Below are 18880 nucleotides of genomic sequence, written 5' to 3'. Positions count from 1 at the left end.
TAATGTTTTGATTGAATCTTATGCAATATTAATTTCCTGTAAGAGTTGGGTCGAATTGAGAACTAGGGGTGCAATCACTAAAATTTTGTTCGTCTAAAGCCGAGAAATTTCCAAATAAGCAAAATGTACCAGATTTCATATAAATCTGTTCATTTTCAACAACTATTTTGTACTTATACGTTCCATCTGGAACACCTTCTACACCAAACTCGCCTTGAGGTTCTGTTGGAAAAGACTCATCTGAACTTGAGCCATAATCAGTACTTTCAAAAACAAGCTCGTCATCAATGTTATATATAGATACAATATGATTTTCATATAGCTGAATATTCTCAATACCAAATCTATCATTGTAAGCATCATTGTTTGGTGTAAATAAATTATATACAATTATTTCTCCTTGAGATTGGTCTAAATTATCAACATTCAATCCAAATACTGGCTCCTCTGAGCAACAACCAGCAAATACATCTTCCTCTTCTTGGTTATTGTCATCTTCGCTACAAGATGTGAATGCTATTGTAATTAGAAAAATGGTTAAAAGTGATATGTAATATTTTGTTTTTTTCATCGCTTAAAAAATGGTAGTTGAATTTCGATTATGAGATTCCTGCCTGCGCAGGAATTTAGTTATCGTCGGTTTCGATTGATGAATTTGTTTTAGCTTCTTCGGTTTTAATCTTATTAAGTTCTTGCTGTGCCTCTTGTACCACATCATCAAACTCAGGGAAATTAGAAATCACACTTTCTAAAATATAATTGGCCTGAAAAGCATCACCCAAAGCATAGAAATTCTTCGCCATAACTACTAAACCTTTAGCACTGTAGTACTTGTAACTGCTATAATCCTTAGCTAATTTTTGAATGGTTGTGTTTGATGCTTCATACTTACCTTCCTTGTTTTTAAAGTAAGCATTGTAGTATAGCGCTTCTGCCGCAACGCTTCCTGTAGCAATTTTTTCAACATCGCCATAGGCTGTTTTTGCCTTATCCTCGTTTCCTGTTTTTATAGCAGAACGTGCAATGATGATTTTAGCATCACTCTTCACTTTAGTATCTAAGTTAGAATTTGCCAATACCTTTTCGGCATAATTTTCAGCACTAGAATAATCCTCTGTTTGGTAATACGCATTCATTAAGTTAGACTGCGCATACAATACATTCTGAGGGTAATCTGCTTCAGCTTCTAAAGTTTTTAAAACCGGAATCGCTTGAGACCAGTTAGAATCTTTCAGGTAAATTTCGCAAAGTTTTACTGTTGCCTGCTCTGTATATTCACTTCTTGATGCATCAACAACATATTTGTAATGTGGTTGAGCGGTTTCAAATAAACCCTTTTTGTAATATAATTGTGCAATGTAGAAATGCGACTTTAAAGCATGGATACCATTAGGAAACTGATTTAAATATTTATTAAACTGACGAATGGCATTATCTGTATCATTTTCTAAATAAGGTTTCTCTGCTGCTAAGTACATGGTGTTATCCAACTCTACATCTGACACCTCAACATAATCCAAAGACTTTACCCAAGCTGCATACTCATCTACTCGACCTAAATCGATATAAATTAAACGCGCTGTAGAAACCGCTTGAACAGCTTCACCAGAACCTGGAAAATCGGATGCAACTTTTTTAAACTTGGTTAATGCACGCTCATTGTCATTGGCATTGTAATACACCAACCCTTGACGTAATAACGCTTTTGATGTGAAAGCACCACGTTTGTATTCCGAATTTAATCGGTCGTACATTTGCATTGCTTTGTCTGTCTCATTAGACTTTACATAAGAGTTTGCTAACTCGTACATAGCATCGTCTCGTAATGCTGATCTAGGATATGCTTCAATAAATGAATTTAGTTCTGAAATTTTAGTTGAACTTTTGCCCAAATATCCATTACTCATCGCCTTTTGAAATGCTGCGTAATCGGTTTCTATTTCATTAATCTGAATGGCTTTATCATAGGCATTGATGGCATTTTGATATTTACTCGACACGAAATATCCATCTGCCAATCTTAAATACGCATCGTTTCTTCGTGGTCTATCGCTAGAATTTTTATCAATAAATTTTTGAAAATAGGTTGATGCGTTTGAGTAATCTTTCAACTTGAAATACGTGTAAGCTAAATTGTAATCTAAGTTTTCATTCTCAGATAATCCTGAAGCTTCAGACATACCTGCAAATTGTTTAAACCCAATTAACGCATCATTATAATTGGTTAAATTATATTCGGTTTCGGCTTTCCAAAAAGTAGCTTTTGCTACAAAAATAGGATCTCTTGGTTCTTTTAATGAGTTATTAAATAGCTCTAAAGCTTCACTATACTTGGTTTCATTATACAATTCAATTCCTCTTAAAAAAGCTACTTTTTGATAGGCAACTTTGTTCTCAAAACTATTTTTGCCTTTTAATAACTCTAAGGCTTCTTTGTAGTTTTTTGATGTGATGTAAGAATCAATCAGCAAGGTTTCTATTTCTTCTCTGTAGCTTGTATCTGGATATTTATCTAAATAGCCTGCTAATACTTTCGGTACGGATTGGTAAGGGTTACCAATTTCGTAACTAATCTTAGCATAGTTTAACCAAGCATCTTCCTGAATTTTTAAATCATAATCCATTTCAGATGCATTTCTAAAGGCGTTTAATGCTTCTTGTTTTTTTTCTAGGTTTATATAACTTTCACCTAAATGATAGTAAGCGTTTTGAGCAACAGCGTTGTTTCCATCTATGATTTTATTGAATTCTGAAATGGCTTTTTCAAAATCGTTTTGCTTGTAATATGTGTAACCTAACTGGTAATAATCTGTATTACTCCACTTTCCTTTTTTGCCTTCATAATCTTGAAGGTACGGAATGGCTTCTGTATATTTTTCGAGGTTAAAATAACTTTCGCCTATGATTTTAGACAGTTCAGACTTTTCGACACCTCTAGAACTTGGCAACTGCTCCAAAGCGAGTTCTATAGCTTTTTCAAACTTACCGAGTTTAAAGTTTAAGTCCGCTTGGTAATACGATAGCTTTTCCTTGTACTTTTCGTTATCGCTCACCTGATCGAAATACTCATTGGCTGTATCGTAATCATCGCCTTCATAAGCCATATAACCAATATAGTATTTGGCTTGTGAACCATACTCTTTAGAATCTACAACTCGGTTTAAATATTTAGTGGCTTGGGTCTTGCTTTTTGTTGAATATAATGTGTATCCATAATTAAAATTGAAACGGTCACGCTCAGTACGTGCTATACTAGACTCGTCTACTTTTTGGTACCACTTGCGTGCGTAAGCATATTTAGAATTTTCGAAATAGTAATCTGCAACATCCAAAAATGCAGTGTTTCGCTTTGTACTTGTTGGGTATTCCTCAACAAATTTTTCGATTAAATCGTCTGCGTTTCTCTGATTTAGTCGTACAGCACAATTGGCAATGTAGTACGAACAGTCAGACTTTAAAACAGCATCATCTGTATTGTACTTAATATCGTCGAACAAAGATTGTGCAGCCTTATATTGTTTATTATTGTATAGTGTTAATGCCTTTTGATAATCTTTTAACTCACTTGTATATACTGCGGATTTTTGTGCAAATCCAAGCATTGAAAACGTAAGGAAAACGATAAGTAATTGTCTTTTTAAAACTAGCATTAGAGTCGTTTTTTGATTAATATGTATTGATGATAAACTATCACTATTCAAATATACTTGAATACAAAATTTATAACGACAGAAAACCTGTATAATTATAAAGTAGCTTATGAAATGTTAAAATAACCACCCTAAGAATCGCTTAAAAATGTTCCTCTTTTTTGTCTTTTCTTCGAACACAATTCGGTAAACACCAAAATTATCAGCCGATTTTGTAGCAACTGTGTTATGTAGAGGCATTTCAAAATCTTTCAAACCCATAGGAAAAGTAATTTTTTTGTCCTTAGAAACTATTCCTGATTTAACAACTTCATTTCTATTTTCTATATCATAGATTCTATAAGAAGAACCCTTTTTAATGTTATGATTGCTGAAGTCTACTATAACATCATTACCATTTTTTTCTAATAAAGCAACATTATACTCATTTGGTCTTGAGCTTAGTTTTTGAATCTTTAGAACTGGAATGATTTCAAAATCTTTTAAATGTTTCCATTCACTGTTTTTATCTACATTGAATATTTTTTGCCAATCAGAATAATTAAAAGTCATATCTTCTATAACCCTATGACTCCCTTTCTTTCTTGTGTAGTATGAATTATTGTCTAATACAAAATTTCCATTTTCTAAAGCAGGAACAGAAGATTTATGCATATTAACATAACCAGAATAAACTGTATTATTCTTAAACTCTAGTGATTTTATATGCATTAGATTAAGACCATTGTTTCTTCCCAAAATAATATTATCTACAACCAAAATTTCTTCTACCAAAGCCCTTGCTTTAAAACCAATTGCCAAAGAAACACCAGTGCCATAATTATTTGAATCTTTAAAGTCTATGTTTTGATAAAGAACATTATTCTCTACACTTATGTTATTTGCGATATTAGTTCCCTTAGTATCGTTTGTAGCTATTATAATATTATCTCTTAAAGTCCCTGACGGTAAGCCATTATTAAAAAAAATATTATTACTTAGGTTAACGTTTTTAACAAATTCATAATCATGTCCTGAAGAAGCAGACCACACTTCTACACCTTTATAGTAATTTCCAAAAATGATGTTATTTCTAATAATTCTGGTATCATCGCTCTTATTCTGAACATACATACCTTCACCTTCTCCACGCTTTTCACTTACATATCCATTATAAAAAATTAAACAATCTTCTATTACAGAACCGCCTGTATTCTTCCATGACCCAAACCCTAAACCAGGATTATTATGTATTATAATGCTTTGAAATTTACTAACCCCTGAAAGATGATTTATTCCATCACATTTATTAAAATTAATATCTCTTATATTGCGAGAATATTCGCCTAAAAAAGTGACTTCAAAATTTTTAAAGACTACGTTGTGTCCACTTACTTCTAAAACACTTTTTAAATTACTATCAATATTTCCATTTAGGGTAACCAAATCATTTTTATACCCAGAAACTGTTATAAAATTTTCATTTACAGACCTTAAAGTACTCTTGTAGCGTCCATTGTAAATTCCTTGATGTAACCAAATAATATCACCTCCATTTACACGTTCTGAAGATTGAGATAATGCTGTTTGCAAATCCCATGGATTATTGAGACTACCATCGCCATTTGGAGAACCTTTGATTTGACCATCGTCTATTGGATAGACGTGAAATTCATTTTGTGCAAAAGAAATTGCTACAAAAAACAAAAAAATATAAGTGATAGATTGTCTCATAAATTTAAGTTTTCAATTACTATGCCAAGCTCTAAATAGTATTTGGGAATTGAAATTTTACGCCATACATTTACAGATACTAAAATTATAGAAAAAATATGTCCGAAACTGTTTTACAACTTAAAAACGCAACCATCTATCAAGGTGGTAATATGGTTTTAAATGATGTTAACTTTGAAATGCAAAAAGGTGATTTTGTATACCTCATTGGTAAAACAGGAAGTGGAAAAAGTAGTTTTATGAAAACGCTTTATGGTGATTTGGAATTGACTGAAGGAGAAGGCACTATTGTTGACTTTAATCTAAGAACAATGAAAGAGCGGGACATTCCTTTTCTAAGAAGAAAACTAGGTATTGTTTTTCAGGATTTTAAATTATTACCAGATCGCACTATAAATGGTAATCTTGAATTTGTTTTGAAGGCTACTGGCTGGAAGGATAAAGACAAAATTAAAGAACGTATTGAAAAGGTTTTGGATAAAGTTGCCATGAAAACTAAAGGCTTTAAGTTTCCTCATGAGCTTTCCGGAGGTGAGCAACAGCGTATTGCCATTGCAAGAGCCCTTCTTAATGATCCAGAATTGATTTTAGCTGACGAGCCAACCGGTAACCTAGATCCACAAACAAGTATTGAGGTTATGGAAGTACTACAAGACATTAACAAAAATGGTAATACTATCCTCATGGCTACACATGATTATGCTTTGCTTTTAAAATACCCAAGCAAAACCTTAAAGTGTGATGAGAATAAGGTTTTTGAAGTGGTACAGAGAAAGAATTAATCTATGCTCTCTATTCTTATACCAACATATAATTATGATGTTGTACCTCTTGTAAAAGAAATACATAAACAAGCCAATAATAGCAATATTGAATTTGAAATAATTGTTCTAGATGATGCATCTAGTGAAATAAAATATTGTGCTGACATCTTTACTAGCTTTAAAAAAGTAAGATTAAAAGTCTTAGATAAAAATATAGGCAGAAGTGCAGCTAGAAACAAATTGGCTAATTTGTCATCTTACGATGATCTACTTTTTGTTGATGCAGGCACGTTTCCAAAATCAGAACAATTTATAAACAATTACTTAACCATTTTAGATAATGATGTTGTTATTGGTGGAATGACTCACAAAGAAGTGAAACCAAAAAAACCATTTATCCTTAGATGGGCTTACACAAAAAAAAGAGAAGCCAACAAAAAAAACAACACTTATACTTCTGCTAATTTTTTGATTAAAAAAACAATAATTAAACGCCATCCTTTTGACGAATCAATCAAAACTTATGGCTACGAAGATTTTTTATTCTTCAAAACAATAGAATCCGATAAAATCACTTTAAAGTTCATAAACAACCCCGTGATACACGATTGTGATGAAGATGCTAAAACTTTTATTAAAAAAACCGAAGAAGGACTAAAAAATCTCAAAAAATTATCAATCGAACACTATCAAATCTTTAAGGGTAGTAAAATCATAAAAGTCTATAAAAAATTAAATTTTTTAGCTTTAGATGTTATATATGGCAAAACCTTTAAATTAATTAAACCTATTATATTAAAAAATTTAAATTCTTCGAGCCCATCAATATTTTTATTTGATTTATATAAGTTAGGTTACTTTTGTAATCTAAAACAAAAAGACTAGTGCCATTTTTTTCTGTAGTCATAACAGTTTATAACAAAGCTGAGTTTATAAAAAACACTATAAATAGTGTTTTGAATCAGACATTTCAAGATTTTGAAATTATTGTTGTTAATGATGGATCAACTGATGAAAGTAAAAATATTATCGAATCTTTTAATGATAATCGTATTGAACTCATTACAACAGAAAACAAAGGAGTTTCTACAGCAAGAAACAAAGGTGTTGAAGTTGCAAATGCCAATTATATTGCGCTTTTGGATGGTGATGATTTATGGGAAAGGGATTTTTTAAAGTTTATTAAAGAAGCAATAACCAAGTATAGCAACGTTTCGATTTTTTCTACAGCTTTAGCTCATAAATATGAATACAAAATTGTTCCTGCAACCTATAACTTTAAACAAAGAAAAACCTACGAGATTCGTGATTTTTTTAAATCTAGTTTAGATCACACCATACTCACTAGTTCTAGTATAGTGTTCAAAAAAAATATTATAGAAAAAATAGGTGATTTTGATACTTCAATTGAATCTGGTGAGGATACAGATTTTTGGATAAGAATTGGAATACATTTCAAGATTGTATTTATAAATAAAATTCTTGCATACTACAACTTCGTACCCGAAAGTATAAGCAACACAGTATTTAGCGTAAAAAACAAACCCAAATACGACAAGTATTTTAAGGAAGAGCTGCAAAACAAACATTTGAAAATTTATATTGACAGAAATAGATTTCCTTTAGCTATACTTAGCAAACTCGAAAGAGACAAAGAAAGTTTTAAGTATTACAAAAGCTATATAAATCCTAACAACTTACGTTTGAGTCAAAATATAATTTTAAACTCACCAAGGTGGTTTATTAGATTATTACTTAGGATTAAATCCTTGAAAGGAGAAAAATTATATTATCCTATAAACTGATTTTTAAATTGATCGTAATCTCTAATATATTCAGCCTCGTTATAATTAGTTGAAGCCAAAACTAAGCATACTGAACCAGATGAAAAATTTTCCATCTCTCTCCAAATATTATTAGGTATGTAAAGTCCTTGTGTAGGCTTATTTAACATAATTCTTTTTCTGACATTACCATCATCTACAACAACCTCAAAACTTCCACTAAGAGCAATTAAAACAGATAGCTGTTCTTTATTAGCATGACCACCTCTGTAACTATCGTAAGGCACATCAAAAAGGTAAAATACACGTTTAATGGCAAATGGTATAGTGTCTTTTTCTATAACTGCCAATGAGCCACGTTCATCATACACTTTCGGGATTTCTATGAGTCTAATTTTGCTATCTGTTTTCATCTAATAATAAGTACTTATTTTAATATAGACTGCCATTGTTTACTTACTTCTTCTTTTGATAATTTGGCCACACTATCCTTGGCGTTAGATCTGCAATGTAAATAAAAATCTTCATCCACTACCATTCTATTCATAGCGTTTGCTAAAGCTTGCTTGTTATAATTTTCTACTAAAATCCCATTCTCTTCATTTATGACTATTTCGTTTGGCCCAGATTTACAATCTACCGATACAACGGGCACACCCAAAGCTAGAGATTCAATTAAAGCCCTCGGAAAACCTTCATACCTACTAGTTAATACTGTGAACTGTGCTGTCTTCACTACATCATACGGATTAGATTTAAAACCTAAAAATTCAACTTTTTCTTTAAGGTTTAAATTTATAGCCTTTTCTATCAGCATAGATTTATCCTCACCATCACCTAATATTTTTAGTTTAACATTGGAGCTAGGTAAAATTGATTCTGAATAAGACTCTAACAATAAACTTATATTTTTTACTCCATCATCTAAACGCCCAAAAAATAAAATATATTTTTCACTAAAATTTTCACACTTAGCCTTGTCAATTTTTAAATCTACAGGATTATATATTGTTTTGAGATTGCTGAAATTATAGTTCTCATTAAGTTTATCTTTAATAGCTAGCGAAACCGTTACAATCTTAAATGCAGATTTATATAAGATTTTACCCAAAAATCTATTAGGATTTACATATAAACTTGTTTTATAACTTCTCACACAGTAAACGAGTTTTTTAGGGCTATAAATCCATCTCGAAATAATAAACTCCTTTAAAAAACCTGTTTTGGTTCTATTATCAATTACATAATCAAAATCATTTTTTCTTAAATAATTTTTGAAAACCATTAGCCTTTGCAATCTTCCCAATACAGAGTCATTTATAGCTTTTAGTTTCCCTAAATTTAGGAGTATACCTTTGTAAGGATAATCTATTACATCTAATACAGAAATGATATGAACATCATAACCCATATCAAACAAAATTTCAGATAAAGTCGCTGAAGATCGTTCTGCTCCACCACCTCCCAAAGAAGTAACTACAATACATATCTTTTTGGTGTTGGTTTTACTCATTAACAATTATATTTGAAAAGCAAATGTAAGGATATAAATGAAGATATTACTCGTTGGGGAATATAGCAGACTCCATAACTCTTTAAAAGAAGGCTTAGAAAAACTGAATCACGATGTAAAAATTGTTGCACCTTTTGATGGTTTTAAAGCATACAATGTAGACATACTCATAACAAAAAAATACCAAAAGGGTATTGGTAAAAAAATAAAGAATATTGTATATCGTTTATTCAGTTTTGACTTGGAGTCTCAGAACATAAAAAGACAAATAATGAAACTAAAATCTAATCTAAGTGATTATGATGTAGTTCAATTTATAAATGAAGCTTCCTTTGGCTGTACCCCTAGGGTTGAAAATGATATTTTTAATGCTATTTCTTCATGGAATAAGAAGACATATTTATTGTCTTGCGGTGCTGATTATATTAGTATCGCTTATGCAAATGAAGATAATTTTAAATACTCGCTTTTAACACCATACAAAAGCGGAAAAGATAAAACTTTCATTGAACCTTATGGATTAAAGTTTTTAAATTCAGAGTTTATAAAACTCCACAAAAACATCTATAAAAAAATTAACGGTGTTATTGCATCAGATATAGATTATCATTTACCACTAAAGAATCATCCTAAATATTTAGGTTTAATTTCAAACCCAATAAATACTGACACATTAAAATTTAAAAAGCCTGTCATAAATGATAAAATTGTGATTTTCCATGGTATAAATTCGCACAATTATTACAAGAAAGGAAATGATATATTTGATGAAGCTATATCAATAATAAATAAAGCTTACAATAATCGCGTTAAAATTATAACTACTAAAAGCCTACCATACAACGAATATATTAAAAGCTATGATGAGGCACATATCTTGCTAGATCAAGTGTATGCATATGACCAAGGATATAACGCTTTAGAGGCTATGGCGAAAGGAAAGGTTGTATTTACAGGTGCAGAAAAAGAATGGTTAGAATACTATAATTTAGAAGAAGATACAATAGCTATAAATGCTCTACCAAATGCAAAAGAGATTGCAAAGAAACTTGAATGGTTAATAAAAAATCCTCAAAAAATAATTGAAATATCAATTAATGCTCGACAATTTATTGAAGAAAGACATAATTACATTCTGTCAGCTAAAAAGTATTTAGTTACTTGGAATGAGATTAAAAAATGATTATCTATAAATTATTTTGTTGTTTTGAATTGTTATTAAAGTAATTTACAACCACCATTAACACTATTATAAAATATATAATATACCTAACTAAATGTGCTATTACAACACCCTCTGTGCTAAAATAATTTATAAACAAGGTGGTAAGCACATAAAATAAGATAAGTGATATAATCTCCGTAATTACAAAGCTTTTCACCATTCGTTTTGCTAAAAATTGATGGGCTAAAATAAGACTACAAAGTCTTATAAAATCACCTAAGAGTTGCCATTTAAACAAAGGCTCCATACCTTCAAAATCTGGGTAAATAACATCTATTATTACGTTACGTAATAGATAGACCAAAGTCATACCCAACCCAAAAATTGGTAAAATTGTTTTGTAAATATTAAGAACTTCGCTTTTAAATTCTTCTTTGGTATAAATATTAGCAAATTTGGGAATGACATATAATGTAAACAATCCAGAAGCAAAAACCATATAATTTTTTGATATAAAACTCACTGCAGTCCAATAGCCTGCCTCATTAATATTTATTTTATCTTCTATAAGACTGATTATACTTAATTCTATATAGTTGAGTAAAAATGTAGAAACAAATGACATTAAGGTAAAGGCCAACAGACTATTCTTATAATCTAAGCCTAACCGTAACTTCTTAAAGTCAACAAACCGTTTTAAAACTTTTCTGAAAACAGCTACAATTACTCCTAATTGTATTACTGGCGCAATAGCTATGGCCAAAATAGCAAACTCTAAATTTACTTTGTAAAGTGCAATGACTAAAAGTATTGCTGCTAGCAGGTAACTTATCATTTCTATTCTGGCGTAGTTTTTATATTCTGATAAGCCATTAACTATACCATACAAAACTCTGTTTAAAGCAATAAAAGGCACTATAAAAGCAATAATTTTAAATACATATTTAAAATCATCAGATTTAAACAAAATTTCAGAAAAATAGCCAGACCCAAAGAAGAGCACAGTTCCTGAAATAAAAGAACCTATAAGAACAAATACTGTAGTTGTAGAAAAGAGTTTGTTTAATTCTGCCTTATTATTTTTGTGCTCAGCAACATACTTTACAATACCATTAAAAATTCCAAGAGATGAAATACTGGTTAGCATACCCATAATATTTCTAACCTGCCCTATTCTGGCAATTCCTGTTTCTCCAAAAGTTGTAGACAGCAACCATTGTGTAAAACCAGAGATAACAAGTCTTACTGTAATTACAACTGCATTAAGCGAGGTAATCTTAAGCACAATATTATCTCTAATGAATCTAGGAATTTTCATGCTCAAAATTTTTAGAATTCGTCTATTCCTTCATCATTTATAACACCAAATAATGAACTACCAAAAATAAGTAAGACTATACCAAAATGCATCAAATAGCTAAGACAATGTCCCATCACAGCACCTTTTAATCCAAAAGCATCAATGAGATATATACTAGAAAAGTACATTATAACAAATAAGAATATCTCTATGATTATAAAATGTGTAAACATCTTTTTAGCTAGGAATTTATAAGCAATAACCATAGACATTACACGCATAAAATCACCTAGAATCTGATAACCCATTAAATCTTCTATCGGTCTAAATTCTTCAGTAAATAATAAAGTAACCAACAAACTTCTACTCAGGTAAATGACACCTAATATTAGTGCGAAAACAGGAAGAACAGTTTTATAAAAACTAAACACTTCTTTTCTAAACTCGGTTTGAGTTTTTAATTCAGCAAATCTAGGCAAAATGTATAATGCCATTAATGAGTTAATAAACATGAGGTAATAATCTGAAACCCTTGTTACAGCTGTCCAATAACCAGCCTCTTTTATGCCTATTTCAGAAATAAGATAATTTCTAATAATAATATATACTATTGGCAGTGCGATTGTAGATACCAATGCCATAATCATATTTGGACTTAAGTTTCTGAGCACAGAAATCTGAATATCAGTTATGTTTATTATTGACATTAAATTTTTTCTAAAGGCAATTCCCACTATCGTAATGAGAAGATTAAGAGCAGGTGTAATAACTACTGCGATTAATGCGCCATCAATATTTTCTTGCTTTATTAAAAGAAGCGTAACTAACAGACCTAATATTTGACCTGTAATATTTATGACCAATAAGATCCTATACTTAGAAAAGCCATTCATTATGGCAAATACATACATATTTAATGAATAAAACGGAAGGACTATCGCCATCGTTTTGATGACATAAACATAATTGTTATTGAAAAAAATTAGTTCATTAATAAACTCAGCATTGTAGTAACATAAAAAAGCCAATATGAGTGATGCAAAAAAACCAAAATAAAATACAGTAGATAGCGTGTTGGTTAATTCTTTTACGTTGTTTTTATACTTACCAATGAGTTTAACAAAACCATTGTAAAGACCAGCTATTGATATGGATTGTATGGTACTAAGAAAGTTTCTTAAATTGCCAATAAGCGACATACCTTCAGGTCCTATAAAAACTGCTATAAACTTTGATATGAGAATTCCTGCAAGAATCTTAATACTAATATTGGCAGTATTAAGACTAGCGGCTTTTACTAAAACTTCATTATTTATGTAGTGAAAAAACTTTTTCAATTAATAAGCATTTATAACCTTAATCACGGTATTTACTTCTTCATCAGATAACACTGGACTTATTGGCAAACTTATAACTCTTTTATGAATTTGTTCGGTTATAGGAAGTTTTAAATCAGAAAATCTTTCTAAGGCCTTTTGTTTATGAGGTGGAGTTGGATAGTGAATCAACCATCCTATCTTGTTTTGATTTAAATAATTTACAAAATTGGCTCTATCATCTACTTCAACCACAAATGCATGAAATACGTGATTTTCAGAACCATCATAAAAAGGCAAAATCAATTTGGGGTTTTTTATCTTTTCAAGATATCTTCTCGCTATATTTCGCCTTTTTGCATTATCAGCATCTAAATATTTTAGTTTGACACTTAAAAAAGCAGCTTGTAAATCATCAAGCCTACTGTTATATCCAATAACTTCGTTTTCATATTTTATTTTGCTACCATAATTCCTCAAAAGCAAAATCGTCTCGTACAATTCTTTATCATTAGTTGTTACTGCACCTCCATCACCTAAAGCACCCAAATTCTTACTTGGGTAAAAGCTAAATGCAGCTGCATGTCCTAAATTTCCGGCTTTTATATTATGTTTCGAAACAGCACCATGTGCTTGGGCAGCATCTTCAATTAATAATAAATTATGTTTGTCTGCAATGAATCTCAATCGTTCTGCTCCTGCTATTTGACCATACAAATGTACAACTACAATGGCCTTAATGTCTTCAGTTAATTTAGGCTCTAAATCTTCGCCAGAGAGGTTATAAGTTTCACTATTAGGTTCAACTAAAACAGGTTCTAATTGCGCATGTAGAATAGATAGAATGGTTGCTATGTAGGTATTAGCAGGCACAATAACTTTATCTCCAACTTTAAGTCTTCCTATTTCTATATAGCCTTTTAGAATAAGAGTTAATGCGTCTAAACCATTCGCAGTCCCAATACAATAGTCTGTACCGCAATAGTTGGCAAATTCGTTTTCAAATGTCTTAACATTAGGACCAAGTATATAATACGAAGTGTTCAAAGATTGGGCAAATGATGCCTTAAGCTCTTCTCTGAATCTATCATTAATTTTATGTAGGTCTAAAAATTTAATCATGTATAAAGATTCTCTAAGAGTTTATAGTTTTCTGTATCAATCTTGTAGAATCCTTGGGTTGTAGAGCGCGCTCCGAAACCTTCTTTCCAATATTGCAACCCTTCATTTATATTTTGACCGTCATTTTCATTAGAAATACCAAAGTTAAAATAAGATTTATCAGCAAAAACCCCCTCTAAAAGATAATGATGTAAAAAATCTAAACTTCCTAGTGTATTTTTATCTGCATTCCCAGAAATATACTGGCTATGTGCTACATGTTTTGTTTCAAAAATTGTAGTACCAGCTACAATTATATCATTGTGGTATACATTAAATTGTCTTATTTTATCTGGAAATCTGGATTTTAAAAGCTGTATTTCTTCTAAGGTATGGACAGGCTTTACATCATGCTTGTTATCTAAATTGGGCATTAATATTTCATTCCAAAACTCTTGAAATTCATCAACTTCTTCAACGATGAGATTATTTTTCTGACCTCTTTTGTAACCGTTTTTTCTACTTCTATTATAACATTTAAACTTGATGTCTAAAGTAGAATGCATATCCATACGTTGTAGTTGTGCCTTTAGTTTAAAACATAAATAAGCTAATGGATTATTGGTCTGGTTATCCAAAAAAACAAAGGGTAACTCTTTTATGACAAGATTTTTTATTCCATTTCCTGCCAAATACTCTAAAACTGTTTTTAAAATACTTATAGCATCTTGACTTTTTAAACTCGATTTGTATATCAATCCGCCATAAGTCAAACCTTGATGAGAATGCACAATATTTTTGTCCTTATTTGCTGGTATCAATGCTATTAATTCATCATCCTTATATAACATTAAGGAATAATCTTGAAACCTATCACTATGATAGTCCATAAAATCTCTAAGGAATAAAAATGTTTGTTGGTTACTTCCTAGAGTAAATGTATCCCAATCATTTTTATGAGATGGTTTATATTGTAAAACCTTGAAGTTTTGCATCTATCAAAAATAATCTTAATTATTTATTTAACGATTTAGTGATAGATTTTTTGAAATAAAATATGCTATTTCTTCTTAATTAAATAAAACATATTAACACCCAAAATAGCTGCATTTGCTATAATAATAGGCAACCCAACTCTTAAAGTTGGCATTAGAAAACCATAAATAATAAACAAAATACAGCCTGTCATATTAACTAATCGTAATTTATTTACATCTTTCATTGTGAAAGAAATCAGCACCATTAAAGATGCTAAATATCCTATATACTCAGTCTCTGTGATTCCAAATAGTTCCATATCACTTTAAAAAAATAAAAGAGAAATGTTTTAAAACATTTCTCTTTTGTTAGTTATAATAAATTAGTCTTTACAAACTCTTATTTCGCTTACGATCTACCTCTTTCAATAAGATTTTACGCAATCTTAAATGATTTGGCGTTACCTCAACGTATTCATCCTTTTGTATGTATTCTAAAGCTTCTTCTAATGAAAACTTAATTGCTGGCACAATCTTAGCTTTATCATCTGCACCTGCAGAACGTACGTTACTCAACTTTTTGGTTTTTGTTACGTTAACTGTCATATCATCACCACGAGAGTTTTCTCCAATAACTTGTCCTTCGTAGATATCTTCTCCTGGGTCGATAAAAAACTTACCTCTTTCTTGTAATTTATCAATAGAATATGGTATTGCAGTACCGTTTTCCATAGATACCAAAGAACCATTTTGACGCTCTGGGATTCCACCTTTTAATGGTTGATATTCCTTAAAACGGTGTGCCATAATAGCTTCACCAGCTGTTGCAGTAAGCAATTGATTACGTAAACCGATAATACCACGAGATGGTACTATAAACTCACAAACCATACGGTCGCCTTTAGCTTCCATACTTAGCATTTCACCTTTACGCATTGTTACCATTTCAATGGCTTTACCAGATACGTTTTCTGGTAAATCAATGGTCATTTCCTCAAAAGGCTCGCATTTTACACCATCAATTTCTTTGATGATTACTTGTGGCTGACCAATTTGAAGCTCGTAACCTTCACGACGCATAGTTTCAATCAATACAGATAAGTGCAATACACCACGACCAAATACCATAAATTTATCAGCACTATCAGTTTCCTCTACTCTAAGCGCTAAGTTTTTTTCCAACTCTTTAGTTAAACGGTCTTTAATATGACGAGATGTTACATATTTACCATCTTTACCAAAGAAAGGCGAATCGTTAATGGTAAATAACATACTCATTGTTGGCTCATCTATAGCAATGGTTTTTAAACCTTCAGGATTTTCAAAATCTGCAACAGTATCTCCAATTTCAAAACCTTCTAAACCTACAATAGCACAAATATCTCCTGCTTGTACTTCTTCTACTTTTAAACGGCCTAAACCTTCAAAAGTATGAAGCTCTTTAATTTTACTCTTTACAATTGAACCATCTCTCTTTACCAAAGAAATTGGCTGACCAGCCTTTAACGTTCCTCTAGTTAAACGACCAATAGCAATTCGTCCTGTAAAGCTTGAAAAATCTAAAGACGTAATCAGCATTTGAGTTGTACCTTCTTCTATTTTAGGTTCAGGAATATGTTCAATCACCATATCTAATAATGGCTCTATATTTTCAGTTGGCTTTTGCCAATCTTCACTCATCCAGTTTTGCTTTGCCGAACCATATACTGTCGGAAAGTCTAATTGCCACTCTTCAGCACCAAGCTCAAACATCAAATCAAAAACTTTTTCGTGTACCTCATCTGGTGTACAATTTTCCTTGTCTACTTTGTTTACAACAACACAAGGTTTAAGCCCTAAATCAATTGCTTTTTGCAATACAAAACGCGTTTGAGGCATTGGTCCTTCAAAAGCATCTACCAAAAGCAACACGCCATCAGCCATATTTAATACACGCTCTACCTCACCGCCAAAATCGGCGTGACCAGGTGTATCAATAATATTGATTTTTGTGTCCTTGTAAACCACAGAAACGTTCTTAGAAGTAATAGTAATACCTCTTTCACGTTCTAAGTCATTGTTATCAAGGATTAGATCTCCTGTATTTTCGTTCTCACGAAACAATTGACAATGGTACATAATCTTGTCTACCAAGGTAGTTTTTCCGTGGTCTACGTGAGCAATAATTGCAATGTTTTTAATCTTCGTCATAACTGATGCTGATTTTAAGCGCGCAAAGGTACATCATATTCCTTTCAAATCGTTAATTATATGTTATATTTTAAAAATGAGACAATTTCAGTTTGTATCTTGTCGTTATAGAATTGATTAATAGTAAAAGCCTTTTCATCAACCGCTAATTGGGCTATTTACGTCTGAACCCTAAAATTTGAAAACAGATGAATGCAATTAGCAAGTACACAAAGTTTATACCTTACTTATATTTTTTATCAGTAATTTCTTTTTGGTTTACTCATATTAACAGAAGCGAAGGATTATCTGCTTACCCAATTTTATTATTCGGTATTCCGTTTTTATGGCAACTTATAAAGCCTAATAGAAAACTTAATTTTTCACTAGGCATTATATTTGTTTGCCTATCTTCTTACTTAATACTTGCCTATTTGTTTAATATACTTAACATTATGAACTGGTCAGAATCAGCTCAACGCTTATTATTTTATGGTGGTGTTTTAGTTTTTGGAAACTTTATAATGTCGCTGTGGATTATACGAAATAGTATTAAAAAGGTGTTTTAAAATGTTATCTTTGTGGCTTAACATTTAAGTCTTAAGCTTTGATAACAGTTCCAAAATTAAAACACATTGATTCGAACAATTTCTTTTTGCTTTGTGGCCCTTGTGCCATTGAAGGAGAGGATATGGCACTACGTATTGCCGAAAAGGTAGTTTCAATAACTGATAAGCTACAAATTCCTTATGTATTTAAAGGTAGCTTTAAAAAAGCCAATCGTAGTAGGATTGATAGTTTTACAGGAATTGGAGATGAAAAAGCATTAAAAATATTAAAGAAAGTTTCGGATACTTTTGATATCCCAACTGTAACAGACATCCATGAAGTTTCTGATGCTGCTAAAGCTGCTGAATATGTTGATGTTTTACAAATTCCTGCTTTTTTAGTGAGACAAACAGATTTAGTTGTTGCGGCTGCTAAAACAGGTAAGGTTGTAAACCTTAAGAAAGGGCAGTTTATGAGTCCTGAATCGATGAAACACGCTGTACAAAAAGTAAAAGATTCTGGTAGCGATAAAGCTTGGATTACCGATAGAGGCACTATGTTTGGGTACCAAGATATGATTGTAGATTTTAGAGGTATACCAACCATGCGTCAATATGCACCTACAGTTTTAGACGTAACACACTCTTTACAACAGCCTAACCAAAGTGTTGGAGTTACTGGTGGACGACCAGACATGATTGAAACTATTGCCAGAGCTGGTGTGGTTAATAATGTAGATGGATTATTTATAGAAACTCATTTTGATCCTGCAAATGCGAAAAGTGATGGTGCAAATATGTTACATTTAGATAATCTTGAAGGGTTGCTAACGCGTTTGGTTGCGATTAGGACAACCGTTAATTCTTTATAATTTACTTT

17 protein-coding genes are annotated in these 18880 nt (G+C 31.2%); 6 read left to right on the top strand and 11 right to left on the bottom strand.

From position 1 onward, the window contains the following. Window positions 1-28 precede the first annotated feature (28 nt). From ACXAFS_RS05900 to ACXAFS_RS05890, 3 genes are all read right to left on the bottom strand, one after another. A complete protein-coding gene (locus ACXAFS_RS05900) occupies window positions 29-571 on the bottom strand; it encodes a T9SS type B sorting domain-containing protein (protein ID WP_475305872.1) in 543 nt (180 codons plus the stop codon). 55 nt (window positions 572-626) lie between these two features. Next, complete coding sequence (locus ACXAFS_RS05895; RefSeq protein ID WP_475305871.1) at window positions 627-3650, bottom strand: tetratricopeptide repeat protein; 3024 nt, start codon at window positions 3648-3650, stop codon at window positions 627-629. A gap of 117 nt (window positions 3651-3767) precedes the next feature. After that, on the bottom strand, window positions 3768-5363 hold the full coding sequence (locus tag ACXAFS_RS05890) for a right-handed parallel beta-helix repeat-containing protein (protein ID WP_475305870.1): 1596 nt from the start codon (window positions 5361-5363) through the stop codon (window positions 3768-3770). 98 nt (window positions 5364-5461) lie between these two features. On the opposite strand from ACXAFS_RS05890, the gene ACXAFS_RS05885 reads away from it, so the two are divergent. The 3 genes from ACXAFS_RS05885 to ACXAFS_RS05875 are packed head-to-tail and all read left to right on the top strand — an operon-like array spanning window position 5462 to window position 7932. Then, window positions 5462-6145 carry a cell division ATP-binding protein FtsE gene (locus ACXAFS_RS05885; RefSeq protein ID WP_475305869.1) on the top strand — a complete coding sequence of 228 codons (684 nt, stop codon included), beginning with the start codon at window positions 5462-5464 and terminating at the stop codon, window positions 6143-6145. Window positions 6146-6148: 3 nt separating this feature from the next. Further along, a complete protein-coding gene (locus ACXAFS_RS05880) occupies window positions 6149-7012 on the top strand; it encodes a glycosyltransferase family 2 protein (RefSeq protein WP_475305868.1) in 864 nt (287 codons plus the stop codon). Beyond that, window positions 7012-7932, top strand: coding sequence for a glycosyltransferase family 2 protein (locus ACXAFS_RS05875; RefSeq protein ID WP_475305867.1), 921 nt, complete (start codon window positions 7012-7014; stop codon window positions 7930-7932). Before ACXAFS_RS05880 ends, ACXAFS_RS05875 begins: the two co-directional genes overlap by 1 nt. Here ACXAFS_RS05875 and ACXAFS_RS05870 read toward each other — a convergent pair. Together ACXAFS_RS05870 and ACXAFS_RS05865 are read right to left on the bottom strand one after the other, a co-directional pair. Further along, a complete protein-coding gene (locus ACXAFS_RS05870) occupies window positions 7917-8324 on the bottom strand; it encodes a sugar 3,4-ketoisomerase (RefSeq protein ID WP_475305866.1) in 408 nt (135 codons plus the stop codon). The genes ACXAFS_RS05875 and ACXAFS_RS05870 overlap by 16 nt on opposite strands. Before the next feature lie 14 nt (window positions 8325-8338). Then, complete coding sequence (locus tag ACXAFS_RS05865; RefSeq protein ID WP_475305865.1) at window positions 8339-9424, bottom strand: glycosyltransferase; 1086 nt, start codon at window positions 9422-9424, stop codon at window positions 8339-8341. Between the two features lie 37 nt (window positions 9425-9461). Here ACXAFS_RS05865 and ACXAFS_RS05860 point away from each other — a divergent pair, with 37 nt between their 5' ends. Beyond that, on the top strand, window positions 9462-10607 hold the full coding sequence (locus tag ACXAFS_RS05860) for a glycosyltransferase (RefSeq protein ID WP_475305864.1): 1146 nt from the start codon (window positions 9462-9464) through the stop codon (window positions 10605-10607). A 4-nt stretch (window positions 10608-10611) separates the two neighbouring features. Here ACXAFS_RS05860 and ACXAFS_RS05855 read toward each other — a convergent pair whose 3' ends face one another. The 6 genes from ACXAFS_RS05855 to typA all read right to left on the bottom strand — a co-directional run bounded on the left by ACXAFS_RS05855 (window position 10612) and on the right by typA (window position 17473). Next, the gene (locus ACXAFS_RS05855) at window positions 10612-11907 is read right to left on the bottom strand and encodes an O-antigen translocase (RefSeq protein ID WP_475305863.1); all 1296 of its coding nucleotides are present in this window, start codon (window positions 11905-11907) and stop codon (window positions 10612-10614) included. 11 nt (window positions 11908-11918) lie between these two features. Beyond that, window positions 11919-13226 carry an O-antigen translocase gene (locus ACXAFS_RS05850; RefSeq protein WP_475305862.1) on the bottom strand — a complete coding sequence of 436 codons (1308 nt, stop codon included), beginning with the start codon at window positions 13224-13226 and terminating at the stop codon, window positions 11919-11921. Then, window positions 13227-14327 (bottom strand): DegT/DnrJ/EryC1/StrS family aminotransferase, encoded by a 1101-nt coding sequence (locus tag ACXAFS_RS05845; RefSeq protein ID WP_475305861.1) that lies wholly within the window; start codon window positions 14325-14327, stop codon window positions 13227-13229. Beyond that, window positions 14324-15301, bottom strand: a complete 978-nt coding sequence (locus ACXAFS_RS05840; RefSeq protein WP_475305860.1) for a GNAT family N-acetyltransferase — start codon at window positions 15299-15301, stop codon at window positions 14324-14326. Before ACXAFS_RS05840 ends, ACXAFS_RS05845 begins: the two co-directional genes overlap by 4 nt. Before the next feature lie 65 nt (window positions 15302-15366). Continuing rightward, window positions 15367-15603, bottom strand: coding sequence for a uroporphyrinogen decarboxylase (locus ACXAFS_RS05835; RefSeq protein WP_475305859.1), 237 nt, complete (start codon window positions 15601-15603; stop codon window positions 15367-15369). Between the two features lie 70 nt (window positions 15604-15673). Beyond that, complete coding sequence (typA, locus tag ACXAFS_RS05830; protein WP_475305858.1) at window positions 15674-17473, bottom strand: translational GTPase TypA; 1800 nt, start codon at window positions 17471-17473, stop codon at window positions 15674-15676. A gap of 188 nt (window positions 17474-17661) precedes the next feature. Here typA and ACXAFS_RS05825 point away from each other — a divergent pair, with 188 nt between their 5' ends. Further along, window positions 17662-18021: a hypothetical protein gene (locus ACXAFS_RS05825; protein WP_475305857.1), complete on the top strand. Its 360-nt coding sequence runs from the start codon at window positions 17662-17664 to the stop codon at window positions 18019-18021. A 38-nt stretch (window positions 18022-18059) separates the two neighbouring features. Next, on the top strand, window positions 18060-18872 hold the full coding sequence (gene kdsA, locus ACXAFS_RS05820) for a 3-deoxy-8-phosphooctulonate synthase (RefSeq protein ID WP_475305856.1): 813 nt from the start codon (window positions 18060-18062) through the stop codon (window positions 18870-18872). Window positions 18873-18880 lie beyond the last annotated feature (8 nt).

This window comes from Winogradskyella sp. ABM4_392 (assembly GCF_056160445.1).
Note: the sequence above shows the minus strand (reverse complement) of the source record. Positions and strands in the feature narration are given on the sequence as shown.